Below are 19542 nucleotides of genomic sequence, written 5' to 3'. Positions count from 1 at the left end.
TGGACCATGCTGCGACTGAGCGACCTCAAGCTGCCCCTCGATCACGACGAGGCCGAACTGGCGGCGGCGATCCGCAAGCGCCTGCACCTCGCGGCGGCCGACATCCGCAGCTACGCCGTGGCGCGGCGCGGCCATGACGCGCGCAAGCGCGGCGCGATCGCGCTGATCTATGCGGTGGATATCGACACGCCCCGCGAAGCCGAGCTGCTGCAGCGCTACGCCGACGATCCGCACGTGCAACCGACGCCGGACACCGACTACCACTTCGTGGCGAAGGCGCCCGCGCAACTGCCCCATCGTCCCCTGGTGATCGGTTTCGGCCCCTGCGGGCTGTTCGTGGGACTGGTCCTGGCCCAGATGGGCTTTCGCCCGATCATCCTCGACCGGGGCAAGGCCGTGCGCGAGCGCACCAGGGACACCTGGGACCTGTGGCGCAAGCGCGAGCTGCATCCGGAGTCCAACGTGCAGTTCGGCGAGGGCGGCGCCGGCACGTTTTCCGACGGCAAGCTGTACAGCCAGATCCGCGATCCGCAGCACCATGGCCGCAAGGTGCTGACCGAGTTCGTCAAGGCCGGCGCGCCGGAGGAAATCCTCTACGTCAGCAAGCCGCACATCGGCACCTTCCGGCTGGTGTCGATGGTGGAGAACATGCGCGAGACGATCGAGTCGCTGGGCGGCGAGATCCGCTTCAGCCAGCGCGTGGACGACCTGCTGATCGACGCCGACGCGGACGGCGAACGCCGCGTGCGCGGCGTCACCCTGGCCAGCGGCGAGCAGATCCGCTCCGACCACGTGGTGCTGGCGCTGGGCCACAGCGCACGCGACACCTTCGAGATGCTGCACGCCCGCGACGTCTATCTCGAGGCGAAGCCGTTCTCGATCGGCTTCCGCATCGAACATCCGCAATCGGTGATCGATCGCGCCCGCTTCGGCCCGCAGGCCGGCCATCCCATTCTTGGCGCGGCCGACTACAAGCTGGTGCATCACTGCAAGGGCAGCCACGCGGGCAACGGACGCTCGGTGTACAGCTTCTGCATGTGCCCCGGCGGCACCGTGGTGGCGGCCACCAGCGAACCGGGCCGCGTGGTCACCAACGGCATGAGCCAGTATTCGCGCAACGAGCGCAACGCGAACGCGGCGGTGGTGGTCGGCATCGAGCCGTCGGACTTTGCCGCGTTCGATCCTGCCGGCGGCCCGCTGGCCGGCATCGCGCTGCAGCGTGCGCTGGAAAGCCACGCCTATGCGCTGGGTGGCGAAAATTACAGCGCGCCGGCGCAGCTGGTCGGCGATTTCCTTGCCGGCCGCGCCTCGCGCGAGTTCGGCGAGGTGCAGCCGTCGTACAAGCCCGGCGTGATGCTTGGCAGCCTGGACAGCGCCCTGCCCGACTACGCCCTCGCCGCGATCCGCGAAGCGCTGCCCGCATTCGAACGGCAGGTCCGCGGCTACGCGATGCCCGACGCGATCCTCACCGGCGTGGAGACGCGCACCTCCTCGCCCGTGCGCATCAAGCGCGACGACAGCCTGCAAAGCCTCAACACCCGCGGCCTGTATCCCGCCGGCGAAGGCGCCGGTTACGCCGGCGGCATCCTCTCCGCCGCGGTGGACGGGATCAGGATTGCCGAGGCGGTGGCCTTGGACATGACCCGGTGAACACCGACCCTCGTCACCATTGAACAGCTGCGCAGCGCCCCAATTCTGAAGGGTCCGATCCCTGTTCGAAGGCCTGCCATGACCACCCCCGCCACCCTCCGCATCGACTTCGTCTCCGACGTTTCCTGCCCCTGGTGCGCGGTGGGACTGGCTTCGCTGCAGCAGGCGCTGGCCAGGCTCGACGGCGAGATCAGCGCCGAGATCCACTTCCAGCCGTTCGAGCTGAATCCGCAGATGGCGGCCGCAGGCGAGGATTCCACCGAGCACCTGGTGCGCAAGTACGGCAGCAGTGCCGAGCAGATCGACGCCAACCGCGCGGCGATCCGCGAGCGTGGCGCGGCGCTGGGCTTCACCTTCAACATGGATCGGCGCAGCCGCGTCTACAACACCTTCGATGCGCACCGGCTGCTGCACTGGGCCGGGCTGGAAGGTCGACAGCTGGCGCTGAAGCAGATCCTGCTGCGCGCGTACTTCACCGATGGCGAGGACGTCAGCGCGCACGACACCTTGCAGCGCCTAGCCATCGAGGCGGGACTGGACGGTGAGCGCGCACGGCAGATCCTGGCCGGCGACGAGTACGCCGACGACGTCCGCGAGCAGGAACGGTTCTTCACCTCGCGCGGCATCCATTCGGTGCCGGCCACCATCGTCAACGGCCAGCACCTGATTTCCGGTGGCCAGCCGCCGGAGGCGTTCGAGCAGGCCTTGCGGCAGATTGCTGCGGGCGAGTAGGCCGCGGACTCAGGCCGCGCCACCGACGGCCGCCGATGGCCGGGCGATCGGCGCGGGGCGGCCGAGCAGGTAGCCCTGGCCCATCTCGCAACCCATCGCGATCAGCGCGCCGCGCTGGATCGGCGTCTCGATGCCCTCGGCGATCACCTGGATGTTCAGCGCCCGCGCCAGCGCCAGGATCGCGGCGACCACCGTGGTGCCCGAGGTGTTCGCGCCCTTGTCCAGCTCGTGCACGAAGGCGCGGTCGATCTTCAGGATGCGCAGCGGCAGCGAATGCAGGTAGCTCAGCGACGAATAGCCGGTGCCGAAATCGTCCAGCGCGGCGCCGACGCCGATCAGCCGCAGGCGGTCCAGCGTGGCCCGCACGTGTTCGGGATTGTCCAGCAGGGCGCCCTCGGTGACTTCCACCACCAGCCGCGACGGCGGCAGCCCGGTGGTTTCCAGCAGCTGCACCAGGCGGCGATCGAAATCGGCGTGGCGCAGGTGCAGGGCCGAGACGTTGATGGTCATGAACGCCTCGCCGTCGCCATGGCGCAGCAGTTCCCGGCAGCTCAGTTCGAACATGCGCCAGTCGATCGCCTCGACCAGGCCGCTGTCCTCGGCGATCTTCAGGAAGTCGCCGGGAACCAGCACGCCGCGCCGGGGATGGTTCCAGCGGATCAGCGCCTCGTAGCCGAGCACGCGGTCACTGCCGTCCAGCGCGCAGATCGGCTGGAAGTACGGCTCGAACTGGTCGTGCTGCAGCGCCTGGCGCAACTCGCCTTCCATCGCCAGCACGTCGACCACGTTCTTGGCCAGGGTCTCGTCGAACATCGCGAAGCGCTTGCGGCCAAGTTCCTTGGCGCGATACAGCGCGATGTCCGCATCACGCAGCATCTCGTCGGCGGTGGCGTAGTGGTCGTCGCCCATCGCGATCCCGACGCTGGCGGTCACCTGCAGCTCCTTGCCGGCCACCAGCATCGGCGGGCCCAGCGCATCCAGCACGCGCTGCGCCACCGTGGTGGCCGCCGGCGGCAGCTCCTCCTGTTCCAGAAGGATCGCGAATTCGTCACCGGCCAGCCGCGCCACCAGGTCGGGATGGCGCACGCAGGCGGCGAGGCGGTTCGCCACTTCCTTCAGCACTTCGTCGCCGGCAAGGTGGCCGAGGCTGTCGTTGATGATCTTGAAGCGGTCGACGTCCAGGTACAGCAGCGCACAGCGCTGGTCCGGGTTGTGCCGCATCGTGGCGAGCACGCGATCGATGCGGTCGCGCAGGTAGCTGCGATTGGGCAGGCCGGTCAGCGAATCGTGCATGACCTGGTGGCGCAGCTGGTCCTGCATGCGCTCGCGCTCGATGATTTCCTTGCGCAGCGCCAGCGTGCGTTCCTCCACCCGCTGCTCCAGTTCGCCGTAGGCGCGCCGCAACGTCTCGGCCGAGCGCCGCCGGCTCAGGCTGTTGGCGATCTGCGATGCGGCAAAACTCAGCAGTTCCTGGTCGGCCGCCCCGTACACCACGTCGGGCCGGTAGCTCTGCACGGTGACCAGGCCGATCACCTCGTCACCGACGACCAGCGGCACGCCCAGCCAGCACATCGCCGGCGAGCCCATGCGGCCGGGCGCGATCTCGCCCTGTCGTTCAAGCTCCTCGATCTGCGCATTGTCCAGCCGAAACTCGGTGCCCTGGCGCAGCACGTACTCGCTGAGGCCGCGGCCCAGCGGGCGCTCGGCCGGCGGCGCCAGCACGGCGTCCACCGAGTAGGGAAAGGTCAGCTTCTGGCGATCGTCGGAAAGCAGCGCGATGAAGAAGTTCTCCGCGTTCAGCAGCTCGCCCACCACGCCGTGCACGCGTCGGTAGAAGGCGTCCTGATCGATGTCGGCGGTGGCCATCTCGGCGATCCGGAACAGCGCGGCCTGCAGATGCTCGGCGCGCTGCCGTTCGATCACTTCCATCTGCAGGCCGCGATTGGCCTCGGCCAGTTGCACGGTGCGTTGCTGCACCTGGCGTTCGAGTTCGTCCTTGCCCTGCTTGCGCTCCAGCGCGGTCAGGATGTGGCTGCCGACGAACTGCAGCAGGGCGAGATCTTCCTCGCTGAAGCCGATGTTTTGCTGGTAGCTCTGCACCACCAGCGCGCCGCCGACATGACCGTCGCGCAGCATCGGCACGCCGAGCCAGTCGTGGCTGTCCGGTCCGATCACGGCCACCGGGCCCGGCGCCTGGTTGCGCAGTTCCTCGGCGTTGCCCATCCGCGCATTGCCGTCGCGCATCACGTACCAGGTCAGCGTGTGCTCGATCGCACTCATCGGCATGTCCTGGCCGTCGCCGGGAATGGCGGGGTCCACGACATCGACGTAGTAGAGGAAGCGCACCGTGTTTTCGCCCGCGTTGCGCGTCACGATGAACATGTTTTCCGCGTACATCAGCGTGCTGACGATGGCATGGATGCCACGCAGCATGTCCGGCATGTCGCGTTCGGAGCCGGCCAGGTCGGAGATCGCGAACAGCGCGCGCTGCAGGTTCTCCGAGCGCTCCAGCTGTTCGTGCGAATCGCGCAGTTCCACCCATTCCAGCGCCCGCTGCAGCAGTTGCCCGGCGAGCGTCAGCGGCTCCTGCAACGCCTCGAACAGGCCGGACGCCGGGTGCGCCGTGCGCAGCACCAGCAGCACGGGTTCGGGCTGCTCGCACAGCCGCACGGCGGCGCGGCGACCGTCGGCATGCCACAGCGGCTGCGAGCTGGCGCGCGCGGCATCGAGCCAGGGCGCGTCGGCTTCCGCCACCAGCCCCGGGCTGTGCTGCTGCACGTACTCCAGGGCACCGCTGCCCCACAGGACTTCGGCCGCCAGGCAATCCAGATGCGCCCTGACCAGGCCGGCCACGCCGGTGGCCACTTCCTCCGGGGTATGCGCGATGATCAGCCGAGCCAGCCAGCTCAGCTGCTGCGCTCCCTCGTACGATGCCGAGCCGACCGCGCCCGCCTGCTTCATCGTTGAAGACTCCCCCAGTCCCGGGCCTGCCAACGCCGGTTGGTCAGGATACCGCTTCGCACCGACGCGGCAAGACCTTGCCAGACAGGACCGAGCCTGCCTGCATGGGGCGGAACACGCAATACCGATAGACTGTGCCTTTGTACCGGTCATCCGCGCCGGCCGTCGATCCTGCCGACGCCCAGCCGCGACCGCGCCACAGGTTGCCGATTCGTCCATGCTTGCCGACACCACCAAAGACGCCATCCGCGCCGCCTACGCGCGCCTGAAGGACGGCCTGCCCGGTTTCCGGGCGCGCGCCTCGCAGGGAAAGATGATCGCCGAAGTGGCCAAGGCCTTCGGCCAGACCGGCGGCGTGGCGGTGATCGAGGCGCCCACCGGCACCGGCAAGTCGATGGCCTACCTGATCGCCGGCGTCGAGGTGGCGCGCGCGCAGAAGAAGAAGCTGCTGATCGCCACCGCCACGGTGGCGCTGCAGGAACAGCTGGTGCAACGGGATATCCCGTTGTACCTGCAGCTCAACGGCATCGAGGCCAAGGTGGCGCTGGCCAAGGGCCGTGGTCGCTACCTGTGCCCGCGCAACCTGCTGATGGCCGCCAACAGCATCCACGACGCGCAGATGGGCCTGGCCGGCTTCGAATCGGACCTGATGCTGTGGGCGAAACCGCCACAGGCGCGCGACAAGCAGTCGCTGGCGAAGCTGCGCGTGGCGTTCGACCACAACGAGTGGAACGGCGACATGGACAGCGCGCCCGAACCGGTCAGCGACCTGCTGCGGCCGATGATCACCACCAGCGCCGGCGGCTGCACCGGACGCAAGTGCGGGCAGTTCATGAACTGCCCGTTCTTCGCCGCGCGCCGCGCGGTCGACGACGCCGAGATCATCGTGGCCAACCAGGACCTGGTGCTGGCCGACCTGACCATGCCGGGCGAAGGCGGCGCCGAGGGCGTGCAGGGCTGGGGCGGCGTGATCCTGCCACGGCCGGACGAAACGCTGTACATCTTCGACGAAGGCCACCACGTGCCGGGCAAGGCGATCGACCGCGGCGCCGCCGAGGTCTACATGACCGCCACCGTGCGCCAGCTGAGCCGGCTCGGCCGGCAGGTGCACGCGGCCTATTCGCTGACCGACAAGGAACGCCTGGGCAAGCTCGGCCTCGACCAGGGCGACGAGAAACTGCAGGAACTCAGCAACACGCTGGAGGAACTGGAGAAGGAAATCCGCCTGGCCTGGCTGCCCGATCCGGCCGAGAACGAACCGATGTACCGGGGCTCGCTGGGGCAGTTGCCCGAGCCGTGGGTGGAACACGCCCGCGTGCTCGACCTGCTCACCGGCGAGGTGCAGCGCTGGCTGGCTGCGGTGCGTCGCGCCGTGGTCGAGATGACCGATGGCGGGCCGACCCAGGAAGCCTTGTCGCGCGAGCTGGGCCTGGCGCTGGAGCGCATCGGCAAGCAGGCCGCGTGCTGGCGTGCATGGTCCAGTGAGGACTCCGACAACACCCCGCCCATGGCGCGCTGGGTCACGCTTGGCGCGGACCAGCAGCTGGTCTGCCACGCCTCGGCGGTGTCCGCCGCGGGCCTGCTGCGCAACGTGCTGTGGGACAACGCCAGCGGCGTGGTGATGACCTCGGCCACGTTGAGCGCGGGCGGCAACTTCCGCGGCTTCGCCGACGCCGTCGGCCTGCCCAATGACGCGGTGACGCTGAGCCTGCCCTCGCCGTTCGACCTTGCCACACAGGCCCGGCTGGAAGTCCCGGCGATGCGCACCCTGCCCGACGCACGCGAGGCGCATGCCGAAGAGATCAGCGAGTGGCTGGCCGACAACCTCGACTGGGATGCCGGCAACCTGGTGCTGTTCACCTCGCGCCAGAAGCTCGACCGCGTGCTGCAGAAACTGCCGATCGCCCAGGTGCGCAAGGTGCGTGCGCAAGGCTCGCTGGGCAAGTCGCAGTTGGTCGCCGAGCACTGCGCCGACATCGAGGCGGGCAAGGGCAGCACGCTGTTCGGGCTGGCCTCGTTCGGCGAGGGCCTCGATCTTCCGGGCAAGTTCTGCGAGACGGTGGTGATCACCCAGCTGCCGTTCGCGGTGCCCACCGATCCGGTCGGCGCCACCTACGCCGAGTGGCTGGAATCGCGCGGACGCAACCCGTTCATCGAGGTCAGCATCCCCGAAGCCACGCGGCTGCTCACGCAATACTGCGGCCGCCTGATCCGCAACGAGACCGACCACGGCCGCATCGTGCTGCTGGACCGCCGCGTGGTCACCAAGCGCTACGGCGCCGGCATGCTGCGCGCGCTGCCGCCGTTCGAGCGCGTCATCGAGAGAACCGCATGATCATCCGCCTCGCCGATTGCCCGTCGCAGCCGTGGAAGAACGGCCTGGGCCGCACCCGCGAAATAGCCGTCCATCCGGCGCTGGCCCACGGCGACGATTTCGACTGGCGGGTCAGCATCGCCGAGGTCGACAGCGCGGCGCCGTTCTCGCTTTTCCCGGGCATCGACCGGCAGATCGCCCTGCTCGACGGCGCCGGCTTCACGATGACGCTGGACGATGGCCGCATCCATGCGCTGACCACGCCGTTCGTCCCGTTCGCCTTTCCCGGCGAAGCGAAGGTCACCGTGGCCTTGGCCAGCGGACCTACCCGCGACTTCAACCTGATGCTGCGTCGCGCACGAGTGCGTGGCGAGGTGCAGGCATGGACGGAAGCCGGCACGCGCACGATGGCCGCCGGCACCGCCCTGGTGTTCTGTGCCCGCGGCGCGATCGATACCGCGGACGGGCGCCTGCAGGCCGGCGACGCCTGGCGCCCCGATGCGGCTGGCGCGGTCGAGATCACCCTGCATGACGCCACCGTGGCGCTGGTCGTCCGGGTCGAGGCCGTGGCCGGCTGACGGCGGGGTGCCGAGAGTCACCTGTGGCCGCCGTTTTGGCTGCGCTAGAATCTCCGACATCCCCAACCGCGAGGAACGACCGATGGCTGGTTTCCTGCTCTGGCTGTTGCTGCTGGTGTTCTGCTGGCCGCTGGCGTTGCTCGCGCTGGTGCTCTATCCGATCGTGTGGCTGATTCTTCTGCCGTTCCGCCTGGTCGGCATCACCGTCGGTGCGGTGTTCGCCTTCCTCCACGCGCTGCTGATGCTGCCGGCGCGGGTGCTGCGCGGCCATCCGGCCTGAATCGATCGCGGCGTGGAAAAACCCCGTTCGCCTGCCTGCCAGCGCAATCGCGAACCGATCCTCGAGGTGCTGCGCGAGCAGTTCGCCGATCGTCGCCACGTGCTGGAGATCGGCAGCGGCACCGGTGAGCACGCCGTGCACTTTGCCGCGGCGTTGCCGCAGCTGACCTGGCAAAGCTCCGACCGCCGCGAAAACCTGCCCGGCATCCGCGCCTGGCTGGACGATGCACGACTGCCGAACACGCCGGCACCGCTGGAATTCGACGTCGGCGGTGACTGGCCGGCCGGACCGTTCGACGCGATGTTCAGCGCCAACACCTTGCACATCATGCACTGGGACGAAGTGCAGCAGCTGTTTGCGCGACTGCCCACGATCCTCGCCAGCGATGCCGTCGTGGTCATCTACGGCCCGTTCAACCACGACGGCCGCTACAGCAGCCAGAGCAATGCCGCGTTCGACGTCTGGCTGAAGGAACGCGGCGAACACATGGCGATCCGCGATGCGGAAGCGGTCGATGCATTGGCGAACCAGGCCGGCCTGCAGCTGGTTGCCGACATCGCGATGCCGGCGAACAACCGCTGTCGGGTGTGGCATCGCCGCGGCTGAGAGGTTGTGAGTTTTTCAACCTCTCAGTCCGGCCACGAGGGCCGGGCATGAAGCAGTCACGCAAGTGACTGTTTCATGTGAGCGAGTCCGGACATGCGCCGGACTCGCGATAGAAGAAAACACAGGAAGTGGTTTTCTTCACAGGCGCTGAGGCCCGCCTGCACGAATCCGCCGAACCGGGTACAAAGGCGGCATGAAGTCCATCGATACGTTGACCCCATGTCCCTGCGGCAACCCGGCCGGCTACGCCGCCTGTTGCGGATCGCTGCATGACGGCGGCGCCGCCACCAGCGCCGAGCAGTTGATGCGCTCGCGCTACAGCGCCTACGTGCTCAAGCGCGAGGACTACTTGCTGGCCAGCTGGCATCCCGACACCCGGCCGGACACGCTGCGACTGGCGGCGCAGCAACCGCCGCCCAGCTGGCTGGGGCTGGAAGTGCGGCAGGCCCGGCAGATCGATGACGAACATGCCGTGGTCGAGTTCGTGGCCCGCTACCGCCTGGGCGGCGGTCGCGCGCAACGCCAGCACGAGACGAGCCGCTTCGTGCGCATGGACGGCCACTGGTACTACCTCGACGGCGAACTGAAGAACTGACGCTCAGAAACCCTGCACGCCCGCCGCGTGCAGCCGGGCGGCCTGCGCCCGCACGTCCGCGCAATCGAAGAACGCCACCAGCTGGTTCGCCCGTCCGGCACCGATGCCGTCCAGTGCCTGCCAGTCACCGGCCGCGCGTGCGCTCATCGCCTGCCAGTCGGACAGGCCGCTGGCGATGCCCGCGGGCAGGCCAAGCGCACGCAGCCAGTGCGGGAACGGACGATCGCGGGCGGCGGCAAAGGCTTGGGCCAGCCCCGCCGCGCGGTCGGCGCCGATCCCTGGCACGGTCGCCAGCTGCGCGGGGGTGAGCCGCATCCAGTCCAGCAAGTCGTGGATCAGGCCGGCGTCGATCAGTGCCTGCCAGGTGTCCTCGCCCACACCGTCCAGCTGCAGGCCCTGGCGACCGCCCAGCCAGACCAGCCGCGCACGGAACTGCTGTTGGCAACCCGGACCGGCCTGCCAGCAACTGAGCGGACCATGCCGGGTCGGATCGGGCGGCGTCACCGGCACGCGCTGGCGCGCGCGCCAGACCACCGACTGCAGGCGCGGAATGGTCAGGCCGGCCAGCACCACCTCGACCTGGTCACCGGGACGGATGTCGAGTTCCTGCCAGCGCTTGAGCGAGCCCACGCTGACCCGCTGTACCCGATGATCGTCCAGTTGCACCGGCTCGAGTTCGAGCACCGGGGTGATGCGACCGCTGCGGCCTACCGTGAAGTCCACCGCGCGCACCAAGGCCAGCGCCGACGCCGCCGGGTATTTCCAGGCCACCGCCCACGTCGGCGGCAAGGGCTGCCAGCTCGAGGCCGGCGGGCGATGGCCCTGGCGCACCACCGTGCCGTCGGCGGCGAACGGCATCGCGTGGCGATACCACTGTTCGCGCCAGCGCTGCACCTCGTCCAGTGAGGTGACGGCATGCGTATAGGCCACGCTGTCGGCCAGCCCCATCGCCTGCAGCCCGGCCAGTCGCGCCGGCATGTCGGCCGGACCGCTGGGCCAGTCCCACACGAACAGGCCGATCCGTGCGGCGGTGTCGGCATCCAGCGTGTCGCGCGCCAGCGCGCCGGCGACCGCCGAGCGCGCATTCGCCCCGCCGTCCCCGGCCTGCACGTGACCGGGAAGGCGCCAGTACAGCTCACCCTGCAACACCACGCGTTTCGGTGCATGCGGCAGCGTCTTCGGGATCGCCGCGATGCGCTGCGCCTTTTCCAGCCAGTCCGAGCCGTGCAGGCCATCGCCGCGGCTGGTCGCCTGGCGCAGATGGCCGTCCATGTAAAGCAGGGTCACCGCCACGCCGTCGGCCTTCGGCTGCACCCACAGGTCGTGCCCGCCGCGCTGCTGCATCCACCTCGCCAGGGCCGCCGCGTCGGGCAACTTGGCCAGGCCGGTCTGCGCCACCGGCGAGCGCGCCGCGCCGCCGGCGTCGGCAAGCTGCGCCAGCGCCTTTGGCGCCTGCGAAGGAAAGCAGCGCGTCCACTGCGCCAGCCGCTGCTGCGACTGGTCGTAGACGGCGTCATCGACCGGCGACTGGCCGCTGACCCGATAGGCATGATTCCAGCCATCCAGGCGATCGTGCAGCGCACGCATCTCCTCGCGTGCCTGCGTCGGCGACCAGCCGGGGCAGTCAGTGGCCTGCGCCGCGCTTGCAGCCAGCACCAGCAACGCGATCATCAACAGCTTCCCTGCACGCATGCTTTGCTCCGCTCCGTGGACGTTGCAGGCAGGCTAGCCGGCCCGCGGCCATGCCGGCAGTCGAGGATGCCGATGGCGCACGTAGGCGCGGGGCTTCTGGCCTGGGTTCAGCCCGGCGACGGGCTGGCGAAGTGCAGCGTCGTCTCGCCCTCGAAGCTTCCCAGCGGGCCGAACCGCCGCTCGACGATCACGCCCTTCCCGTCATGACCGATCGCCACCAGCGTGCTGGCGCGGGTGCCGTAGTGTTCGCCGCGGATGAAGGCCGACGACAGCCAGCGTTCGCGTTCCAGCCCCACCCCGGTATCCGGCAATTGCTCGTCCGGTGCCTGCCGCTCGTCGGCCAGCGCCTCGAACAGGTCACCGAAATCCGCTTCGTCGCCGTTGTCGATCCACGCCTGCACTCGCCGCATCAGTGCGCGTGTCTTCGGCCACGGCGTGTTGAAGTCGGCGTTGGACAGGCCGTGCACGCCCGGCGTCACCGGCTGCATGCGTGGCTCGGGACGATTGCCCAGGTAGAACGCGGCATGCGGGTCGAACGTCAGCAGGTTGAACGGCCGGTACTGCGCGCCGGCAGTCAGCAGATGCTGCGCGTGGCGTGGCGCATCGACCTTGTCGGCAAGGTAGTCGGTGATCAGCAGGCCCCGCGAAGCACCCCGCTGCGGGTCCGCCGGATCACGGACATTGGTCACCACGCCACAGCGCCCGTCTTCGTTCACCCCCAACCAGGTGCCGCCGGCCTCGCGGTCGCGGCCACCGATGATCGGCAGGTCGTCCCAGCGCGCCAGCGCGAGGCTCGGGCGCGCATGGAATTCGTCGCGGTTGCCGGCCAGCAGCAGGCGCCAGCGCGGGTGGCTTTTCCAGGCGAAAGCGATCAGGCACATCATCGGAATTTACGCCATGCGGGGCGGCGATCTCCAGCGACTCGTCGCCGGTTCGCCCACGGGCCGCCAGCTCGGCGATAATCGGGCCATGCCCATACGCCCTCGCGTCGCCCGTTCATTCGCCCCCCGCCTGCTTGCCGCCCTGCTGGCCTGGGGTGTGTTCCACTCCGCGGCGATGGCCCACCCGACCCAGGGCAGCAGCACCGAACAGGCCGCAGCGAAGAAGAAGCTGGCCGAGCTGCAGCAGAAGATGAAGGCGCTGGCGCAGCAGCAGGCCGACACCGCCGCCCGCCGTGACAGCGTCAATGCGGAACTGGCCAGGCAGGCCAATGCGCTGGCCAAGGCGGCGCGGATGGTGCGCCAGACGGACGCCGAACTGTCCGCCAAGCAGGCCCAGCTCGAACAGCTGCAGCAGCAACGCGGCGTGCTGAACCAGAACCTGCACAGCCAGCGGGCCGCGATCGCCGACCTGCTGCGCGCCACCTATGCGCTGGGCCACGGTTCGGACCTGCGCCTGCTGCTGGGCGACGAGGACGTGGCGCGCATCGCGCGGGCGCTGGTGTACTCGAAGTATTTCCAGCAGGACCGCGTGCAGCGGGTGCAGAAGCTGATGGGCGACCTGGCCACCCTGCAACAGCTGGAAAGCTCGATCACCACCGAGCAGCAGGCGTTGCAGGCGGTCAAGGCGAAGCGCGAACAGCAGGCCGCCGAGCTCGGCCAGCAGCGCGCCGCCCAGCAGAAGCTGGCCGCCGCCGCCGACGCCCAGTACAAGGACCAGGCGCAGAAGCTGACCGCCCTGAAGCAGAACGCGCAATCGCTGAACAACCTGCTCGACAAGTTGCAGAAGGCGATCGACGAGGCCGCCCGGCGCGCCGCCGCCGAACGCGCGGAAGCGGTGCGCAAGCACCCCGGGCGCAAGCCGCCACCGCCGATCGAGGTGGGTGGCGCCGCTGCCAACATCCGCGGCAACCTGCCGTGGCCGGCCAGCGGGGTGGTCAACAGCTACGGCAATGGCGTGCTGATCAAGGCCGGCGGCGGCAGCGACATCCATGCGGTGGCGCGCGGCAAGGTGATCTACGCGGGCTTCCTGCGCGGCTACGGCATGTTGCTGATCGTCAACCACGGCAATGGCTGGATGAGCATGTACGGCAACAACGAAAGCCTGCTGCGCGACGTCGGCGACCAGGTCGAGGCCGGCCAGGTGATCGGCACCGCCAGCCCGCCCACCGGCATCAACACCGGCGTGTATTTCGAGTTGCGCAAGAACGGCAAGCCGGTCGACCCGCGCAGCTGGCTGAGCCAGCGCCGTTGACGCCGGCGCGACCCCGACGCAGGCTAGGCGCGCCTGCGCTGAATTCCGCCGGGGTTTGGTTGTCCCAGTGGTTGCGCCCCTTTTCACCGCGTGCGAGCGCGTTGCCTGTCCGTTGTGCGGAGTCACCCTTCATGCGTCCAACCTCCCGTATCCCGCTCGCCCTGCTGCTGGCCACTCCGCTTGCGTTGGCGCTGCCGGCCAGCCACGCCCAGGACACGCCCGCCGGCAGCGCCAGCGTCGCCGCTCCGGTCGACCTGCCCGCCACCAGCAGCACGGCCACCAGTGCGCCGAGCGCGGTGGACCTCGATGACATCCGCAACTTCAGTCGCGTCTATGAGGTGGTGCGCCAGGCGTACGTGGAGAAGGTCGACGACAAAACCCTGATGAAGGCCGCGATCACCGGCATGCTGGCCGGGCTCGATCCGCACAGCGAATACCTGGACAAGGACGGCCTGACCCAGCTCAACGAGGACACCACCGGCGAATACAGCGGCCTGGGCATCGAGGTGCTGCAGGTCGACGGCGGCCTGCGCATCGTCTCGCCGATCGACGACACGCCGGCCGCGCGCGCGGGGATCAAGCCCGGCGACAACATCGTCAAGATCAACGGCACGCTGATCGATGCGCAGAACGTGGATGGCATGTTCCGCCAGCTGCGCGGCAAGCCGGGCAGCAAGATCGAGCTGACTGTCGTGCATCCGAACAGCGACAAGCTGGTCGACCTGCAGCTGGTGCGCGAGAACATCTCGGTGAGCAGCATCAAGGTGCGCGAACTGGAACCCGGCTACGCCTATGTGCGGATCAGCCAGTTCCAGGAAGACACCGCCAGCGATCTCGAGCACAAGCTGGCCGAACTGATCAGGAAGAACGGCGCGCCCAGGGGCGCGGTGCTCGACCTGCGCAACAACCCGGGTGGCCTGCTCACTGCCGCGGTCGGCGTCAGCGACGACTTCCTCGACGCCGGCGTCATCGTCACCACCCGCGGCCGCCTGCAGGACGCCAACATGAGCTTCAAGGCGCACCCCGGCGACCAGCTCGATGGCGCCCCACTGATCGTGCTGACCAACAACGGCACCGCATCGGCCGCCGAAATCGTCTCCGGCGCGCTGAAGGACAACCATCGCGCCCTGATCATGGGCCAGCGCACGTTCGGCAAGGGCGTGGTGCAGACCGTGCTGCCGCTGGACGCCGACCACGCCGTGAAGATCACCACCGCGCGCTACTACACGCCGAACGGCACCTCGATCCAGGCCGAAGGGATCAAGCCCGACATCGCGCTGGCCGACCTCACCGTGAACAAGGCCGACAGCGGCCCGGTGCTGATCAGTTCGGAAGCCGACCTGCCCAACCATCTGGCCAACGAGAACGCGGCGACCGGCACCGACATCAACAACGACGGCAGTGCCGCCGATGCGAAACTGGCCACCAGCGACTACGCCCTGTCGCAGGCACTGAACGTGCTGAAGGGCATGGCACTGCGCCAGCCCGCGGCGGTACGGCGCTAGGCACACCGTCCGCAATCGCGATCACGCATACGAAAACGGCCCCTCACGGGGCCGTCTTGCTGTCCACCCATCCCTGCGCGGACGTCGCTACGGGAATCGGATCATGCGGTGGCGAACAGCCCGCGCATCTTCTTCATCGCGTTCGCCTCGACCTGGCGGATGCGCTCGGCGGAAACGCCGTACTCGTCGGCCAGATCCTGCAGCGTGGCCTTGTTGTCGTCGTCCAGCCAGCGGCGCTGGATGATGTCGCGCGAACGCTTGTCCAGATGGCTCAGCGCATCGGTCAGCGTCTGCATCTGGTTGTCGGCGTAGTCTTCGTCGGCCACGTTCTCGTACGGGTCGGCGCCGTCGTCGATCAGGAACGCCGCCGGCGCCGGCTTGGCGTCGTCATCGGCGTCGGCCGGAGCCTCGAAACCGATGTCGCGGCCGGACAGGCGCGACTCCATCTCGCGCACCGTGGCCTCGGGCACGCCCAGATCCTTCGCCACCGTGCTGACTTCCGCCGCGTTCATCCAGCCCAGACGCTTCTTGCTCTTGCGCAGGTTGAAGAACAGCTTGCGCTGCGCCTTGGTGGTGGCGACCTTCACGATGCGCCAGTTCTTCAGGATGAACTCGTGCATCTCGGCACGAATCCAGTGCACCGCGAAGCTGACCAGGCGCACGCCCTGGTCGGGGTCGAAACGCTTGACCGCCTTCATCAGGCCGATGTTGCCTTCCTGGATCAGGTCGGCCAGCTGCAGGCCGTAGCCACTGTAGCCACGTGCCACGTGGACCACGAAACGCAGGTGCGACATCACCAGCTTCTTCGCGGCGCCCAGGTTGGCCTCTTCGAGGTAGTCGCGCGACAGCGCCTGCTCTTCTTCCGAGCTCAGCACGGGAATCCGATGGACCGCAGAGATATACGCATCCAGGCTGCCGACGACACTCGGCAGCGGGAAGTTGGCGGTCACCAAGGCTTGAGACATGGATGGAACCTCCTTCAATGACATCAAAGTTTAGCACTCGGGTGGTTGGAGTGCTAAGTCCGGCGTTTGGTTCCGGGCTTTTAATGAACCGAATGGTACAGATATTTACCAACCCTGTCCAGCCTCTTCTTCCCTTCGCCCCCAGCTTGGCCGGGGTTACGTTCACGACGCGTCACGATCGGCCCGATGCACTTCCCGCGTTCGCATCAGAACGCGGTTCGCCCGCCGCCGCGAGTGCCAGAGGTCGTGCCATCCGCTTGACAGCCTTCGACCCCGCCGCCATCCTCCGGCGCATTCCGAGGGGTGCCCCGCAAGGGGCTGAGATAGCGCGAGCTGACCCTTGAACCTGATCCGGGTCATGCCGGCGTAGGAACGGGAATCACCATGGGCGGCCCCTGTCGGCGCGCCCGTGCACCGTTGCAGCGTCACGCCCCGGATCTCCATCCAAGGAGGAGATCCATGAATCATCCCGCCGCTGCCACACCCTCGACCGTCACCACCGGGCCAATCCGCGGCTCGCGCAAGGTCTACGTGACGCCGCCCGGGCATCCGTCGCTGCGCGTGCCGATGCGCGAGATCACGCTGAAGGACCCGCTGACGCCGACGCTGCAGGTCTACGATCCGTCCGGGCCGTACACCGACGACGACGCGCGGATCGATCTCGCCGCCGGCCTGCCGCCACTGCGCGACGCGTGGATCGGGGCGCGCGGCTTTCGGACCATCGAAGGTCGCGCCGCCCGCCCGGAAGACAACGGCGGGGTCGGCGCGGAACGGCTGGTGGCGCCGTGTCCCGCGCAACGCACCTTGCGCATGGGCGGACCGGGCCAGCCGGTGACCCAGCTGGAGTTCGCCCGCGCCGGCATCATCACTGAGGAAATGGTCTACGCGGCCCAGCGCGAGAACCTTGCGCGCACCCGGATGCACGAGGACGACGTCGCCCGGCTGGCCGATGGCGAGGCGTTCGGCGCGGCCCTGCCCGCCTTCGTCACGCCCGAGTTCGTGCGCAGCGAAATCGCCCTGGGCCGCGCCATCCTCCCCGCCAACATCAACCATGGCGAGCTGGAGCCGATGGTGATCGGGCGCAACTTCCTGGTGAAGGTCAACGCGAACATCGGCAACTCCGCGGTGTCCTCCGGCGTCGCCGAGGAGGTCGAGAAACTGGTGTGGGCGATCCGCTGGGGCGCGGACACCATCATGGACCTCTCCACCGGCCGCCACATCCACAACATCCGCTCGTGGATCATCCGCAACTCGCCGGTGCCGATCGGCACCGTGCCGATCTACCAGGCGCTGGAGAAAGTCGGCGGCGATCCGGCCCGGCTAAACTGGGAAGTGTTCCGCGACACCCTGATCGAGCAGGCCGAGCAGGGCGTGGACTACTTCACCATCCATGCCGGCGTGCGCCTGCAGCACGTGCCGCTGACCGCGCAGCGGGTCACCGGCATCGTCTCGCGCGGCGGCTCGATCATGGCGCGCTGGTGCCTGAGCCATCACCGCGAGAGTTTCCTGTACGAACACTTCGCCGAGATCTGCCAGATCATGCGCCGCTACGACGTCGCCTTCTCGCTGGGCGACGGCCTGCGCCCCGGCTCGATCGCCGACGCCAACGACGCGGCCCAGTTCGCCGAGCTGGAAACCCTGGGCGAGCTGACGCAGATCGCGTGGGAACACGGCTGCCAGGTGATGATCGAAGGGCCCGGCCACGTGCCGATGCACAAGATCAAGCTCAACATGGACAAGCAGCTGCAGCACTGCGCCGAGGCGCCGTTCTACACGCTCGGCCCGCTGACCACCGACATCGCGCCGGGTTACGACCACATCACCTCGGGCATCGGCGCGGCGATGATCGGCTGGTTCGGCACCGCGATGCTCTGCTACGTCACGCCGAAGGAACACCTCGGCCTGCCGAATCGCGACGACGTCAAGACCGGCGTGATCACCTACAAGATCGCCGCGCACGCCGCCGACCTCGCCAAGGGCCATCCGGCCGCACAGCGCCGCGACGACGCGCTGTCGCGCGCGCGTTTCGAATTCCGCTGGGAGGATCAGTTCCATCTGTCGCTCGACCCCGACACGGCACGCGCCTACCACGACGCCACGCTGCCGAAGGAGGCGCACAAGGTCGCGCATTTCTGCTCGATGTGCGGGCCGAAGTTCTGCTCGATGCAGATCACCCAGGACCTGCGCCGCGAGGTGCGCGAGATGGAGGAGGCCGCGCTGCAAGCCGGCCTGGCCGGCAAGTCGCGCGAGTTCATCGAACGCGGCGCCACGCTCTACGTGCCGACCGCGGAGTAGCCGCCATGCGCATCGGCATCCTCGGCGCGGGCGTCGCCGGCTTGGTCACGGCGATGGAGCTGGCCGAGCGTGGCGCCCGGGTGGAGATCATCGAGCGCGCGCCAGACCACGCGCAGGCCTGCGCGTGGGTCGCCGGCGGCATGCTGGCGCCGTGGTGCGAGCGGGCCACCGCCGAGCCACAGGTGGCGGTGCTGGGCGCGCCCGCCATCGCGTGGTGGCAGCGCCATTTCGCCAGTACCGTGCAGCACGGCACGCTGGTGGTCGCGGCCAGCCGCGACGCCGGCGAGCTGGCCTTGTTCGGCCGGCGCACCGAGCGCTTCGAGCCGATCGACGCCGAGCGCATCGGCGCGCTGGAACCCGATCTGGCCGGCCGTTTCCGCCAGGGCCTGTTCTTCCCCGACGAAGCCCACCTCGATCCGCGCCGCGCGCTGCCCGCGTTGGCCGCGCAACTGGCGGCGATGGGCGTGACGATCCGCCATGGCGTCGACGCCGATGCCGAGCGCTTCGATGCGGACCAGATAGTCGACTGCCGCGGCCTCGCCGCGCGCGACACACTGGAAGGCCTGCGCGGCGTACGCGGCGAAATGATCGTCGTGCGCTCGCCCGACCTCCGGCTCTCGCGCCCGGTGCGCCTGCTGCATCCGCGCTTTGGGTTGTACGTGGTGCCGCGCGGCGATGGCGTCTTCATGCTCGGCGGCACGCTGCTGGAAAGCAGCAGCCGCGGCTCGGTCACCGTGCGTTCGGCGATGGACCTGCTCAACGCCGCGTACGCACTGCACCCGGCGTTCGGCGAGGCCGAGATCCTGGAACTGGGCGTGGGCGTGCGCCCGGCCTTCGCCGACAACCTGCCGCGCGTGTTCAGGCGCGGCCGCACCGTGTACCTCAACGGGCTTTACCGCCACGGCTTCCTGCTGGCGCCGGCGCTCGCCCGGCAGGCCACGCAGATGATCCTCCCCACCCTCCCGGAAACCGATCCATGCATATCACCGTGAACGGCGTCGCCAACGCTGTGCGCGCCGCCACCCTGACGCAGGCGCTGGACGAACTCGATTACCACCAGGCCATTGTTGCCACGGCCGTGAACGGCCGCTTCGTGGCGGCCAGTCAGCGCGACACGACCGCGCTGGCCGAGGGCGACGCGCTGGAAATCCTCGCACCGATGCAGGGCGGCTGAGC

Annotated in this window: 16 protein-coding genes and 1 riboswitch; of the genes, 12 read left to right on the top strand and 4 right to left on the bottom strand. The window is 68.9% G+C overall.

Going from position 1 to position 19542, the window contains the following annotated elements; translation table 11 throughout:
* Nucleotides 1-6: 6 nt before the first annotated feature.
* Both ASD55_RS02805 and ASD55_RS02800 read left to right on the top strand, forming a co-directional pair.
* The gene (locus ASD55_RS02805) at nucleotides 7-1650 is read left to right on the top strand and encodes an NAD(P)/FAD-dependent oxidoreductase (protein WP_056763574.1); all 1644 of its coding nucleotides are present in this window, start codon (nucleotides 7-9) and stop codon (nucleotides 1648-1650) included.
* Between the two features lie 78 nt (nucleotides 1651-1728).
* Nucleotides 1729-2382: a DsbA family oxidoreductase gene (locus tag ASD55_RS02800; RefSeq protein ID WP_056763572.1), complete on the top strand. Its 654-nt coding sequence runs from the start codon at nucleotides 1729-1731 to the stop codon at nucleotides 2380-2382.
* 9 nt (nucleotides 2383-2391) lie between these two features.
* Here the strand turns inward: ASD55_RS02800 and ASD55_RS02795 are convergent, their stop codons facing one another.
* Nucleotides 2392-5343, bottom strand: coding sequence for an EAL domain-containing protein (locus ASD55_RS02795; RefSeq protein WP_056763570.1), 2952 nt, complete (start codon nucleotides 5341-5343; stop codon nucleotides 2392-2394).
* Nucleotides 5344-5560: 217 nt separating this feature from the next.
* Here ASD55_RS02795 and dinG point away from each other — a divergent pair, with 217 nt between their 5' ends.
* From dinG to ASD55_RS02770, 5 genes are all read left to right on the top strand, one after another.
* Complete coding sequence (gene dinG / locus ASD55_RS02790; protein ID WP_056763567.1) at nucleotides 5561-7678, top strand: ATP-dependent DNA helicase DinG; 2118 nt, start codon at nucleotides 5561-5563, stop codon at nucleotides 7676-7678.
* Nucleotides 7675-8235, top strand: a complete 561-nt coding sequence (locus ASD55_RS02785; protein ID WP_056763565.1) for a HutD family protein — start codon at nucleotides 7675-7677, stop codon at nucleotides 8233-8235. The genes dinG and ASD55_RS02785 overlap by 4 nt, the downstream gene beginning before the upstream one ends.
* Before the next feature lie 82 nt (nucleotides 8236-8317).
* A complete protein-coding gene (locus tag ASD55_RS02780) occupies nucleotides 8318-8515 on the top strand; it encodes a hypothetical protein (RefSeq protein WP_056763563.1) in 198 nt (65 codons plus the stop codon).
* Between the two features lie 12 nt (nucleotides 8516-8527).
* Nucleotides 8528-9121, top strand: a complete 594-nt coding sequence (locus ASD55_RS02775; RefSeq protein ID WP_056763561.1) for a DUF938 domain-containing protein — start codon at nucleotides 8528-8530, stop codon at nucleotides 9119-9121.
* Nucleotides 9122-9314: 193 nt separating this feature from the next.
* A complete protein-coding gene (locus ASD55_RS02770; RefSeq protein WP_056763559.1) occupies nucleotides 9315-9716 on the top strand; it encodes a YchJ family metal-binding protein in 402 nt (133 codons plus the stop codon).
* A gap of 3 nt (nucleotides 9717-9719) precedes the next feature.
* On the opposite strand, the gene ligB is transcribed toward ASD55_RS02770, so the two are convergent.
* Nucleotides 9720-11408, bottom strand: coding sequence for an NAD-dependent DNA ligase LigB (gene ligB / locus ASD55_RS02765; protein ID WP_056763557.1), 1689 nt, complete (start codon nucleotides 11406-11408; stop codon nucleotides 9720-9722).
* A 107-nt stretch (nucleotides 11409-11515) separates the two neighbouring features.
* Complete coding sequence (locus ASD55_RS02760; protein WP_056764445.1) at nucleotides 11516-12289, bottom strand: NRDE family protein; 774 nt, start codon at nucleotides 12287-12289, stop codon at nucleotides 11516-11518.
* Nucleotides 12290-12464: 175 nt separating this feature from the next.
* On the opposite strand from ASD55_RS02760, the gene ASD55_RS02755 reads away from it, so the two are divergent.
* Together ASD55_RS02755 and ASD55_RS02750 are read left to right on the top strand one after the other, a co-directional pair.
* Nucleotides 12465-13601, top strand: a complete 1137-nt coding sequence (locus ASD55_RS02755; RefSeq protein WP_235577728.1) for a peptidoglycan DD-metalloendopeptidase family protein — start codon at nucleotides 12465-12467, stop codon at nucleotides 13599-13601.
* A 131-nt stretch (nucleotides 13602-13732) separates the two neighbouring features.
* A complete protein-coding gene (locus ASD55_RS02750) occupies nucleotides 13733-15106 on the top strand; it encodes a S41 family peptidase (RefSeq protein WP_056763555.1) in 1374 nt (457 codons plus the stop codon).
* Nucleotides 15107-15207: 101 nt separating this feature from the next.
* Here ASD55_RS02750 and rpoH read toward each other — a convergent pair whose 3' ends face one another.
* Nucleotides 15208-16071, bottom strand: a complete 864-nt coding sequence (rpoH, locus tag ASD55_RS02745; RefSeq protein WP_056717109.1) for an RNA polymerase sigma factor RpoH — start codon at nucleotides 16069-16071, stop codon at nucleotides 15208-15210.
* Nucleotides 16072-16360: 289 nt separating this feature from the next.
* Nucleotides 16361-16461, top strand: a riboswitch (TPP riboswitch).
* Between the two features lie 69 nt (nucleotides 16462-16530).
* Between rpoH and thiC the strand changes: the two genes are divergently transcribed.
* From thiC to thiS, 3 genes are read left to right on the top strand one after another with little or no spacing between them, the layout of a single operon-like run.
* On the top strand, nucleotides 16531-18366 hold the full coding sequence (thiC, locus tag ASD55_RS02740) for a phosphomethylpyrimidine synthase ThiC (RefSeq protein WP_056763553.1): 1836 nt from the start codon (nucleotides 16531-16533) through the stop codon (nucleotides 18364-18366).
* Nucleotides 18367-18371: 5 nt separating this feature from the next.
* A complete protein-coding gene (gene thiO, locus ASD55_RS02735; protein ID WP_056763552.1) occupies nucleotides 18372-19358 on the top strand; it encodes a glycine oxidase ThiO in 987 nt (328 codons plus the stop codon).
* A complete protein-coding gene (gene thiS / locus ASD55_RS18290) occupies nucleotides 19343-19540 on the top strand; it encodes a sulfur carrier protein ThiS (RefSeq protein ID WP_056763550.1) in 198 nt (65 codons plus the stop codon). The genes thiO and thiS overlap by 16 nt, the downstream gene beginning before the upstream one ends.
* The last annotated feature ends 2 nt before the right edge of the window (nucleotides 19541-19542 follow it).

This window comes from Rhodanobacter sp. Root561, from assembly GCF_001427365.1.
Taxonomy (GTDB): Bacteria; Pseudomonadota; Gammaproteobacteria; order Xanthomonadales; family Rhodanobacteraceae; genus Rhodanobacter.
The sequence above is the reverse complement of the archived record's forward strand: the minus strand, read 5'-3'. Positions and strand labels throughout refer to the sequence as shown.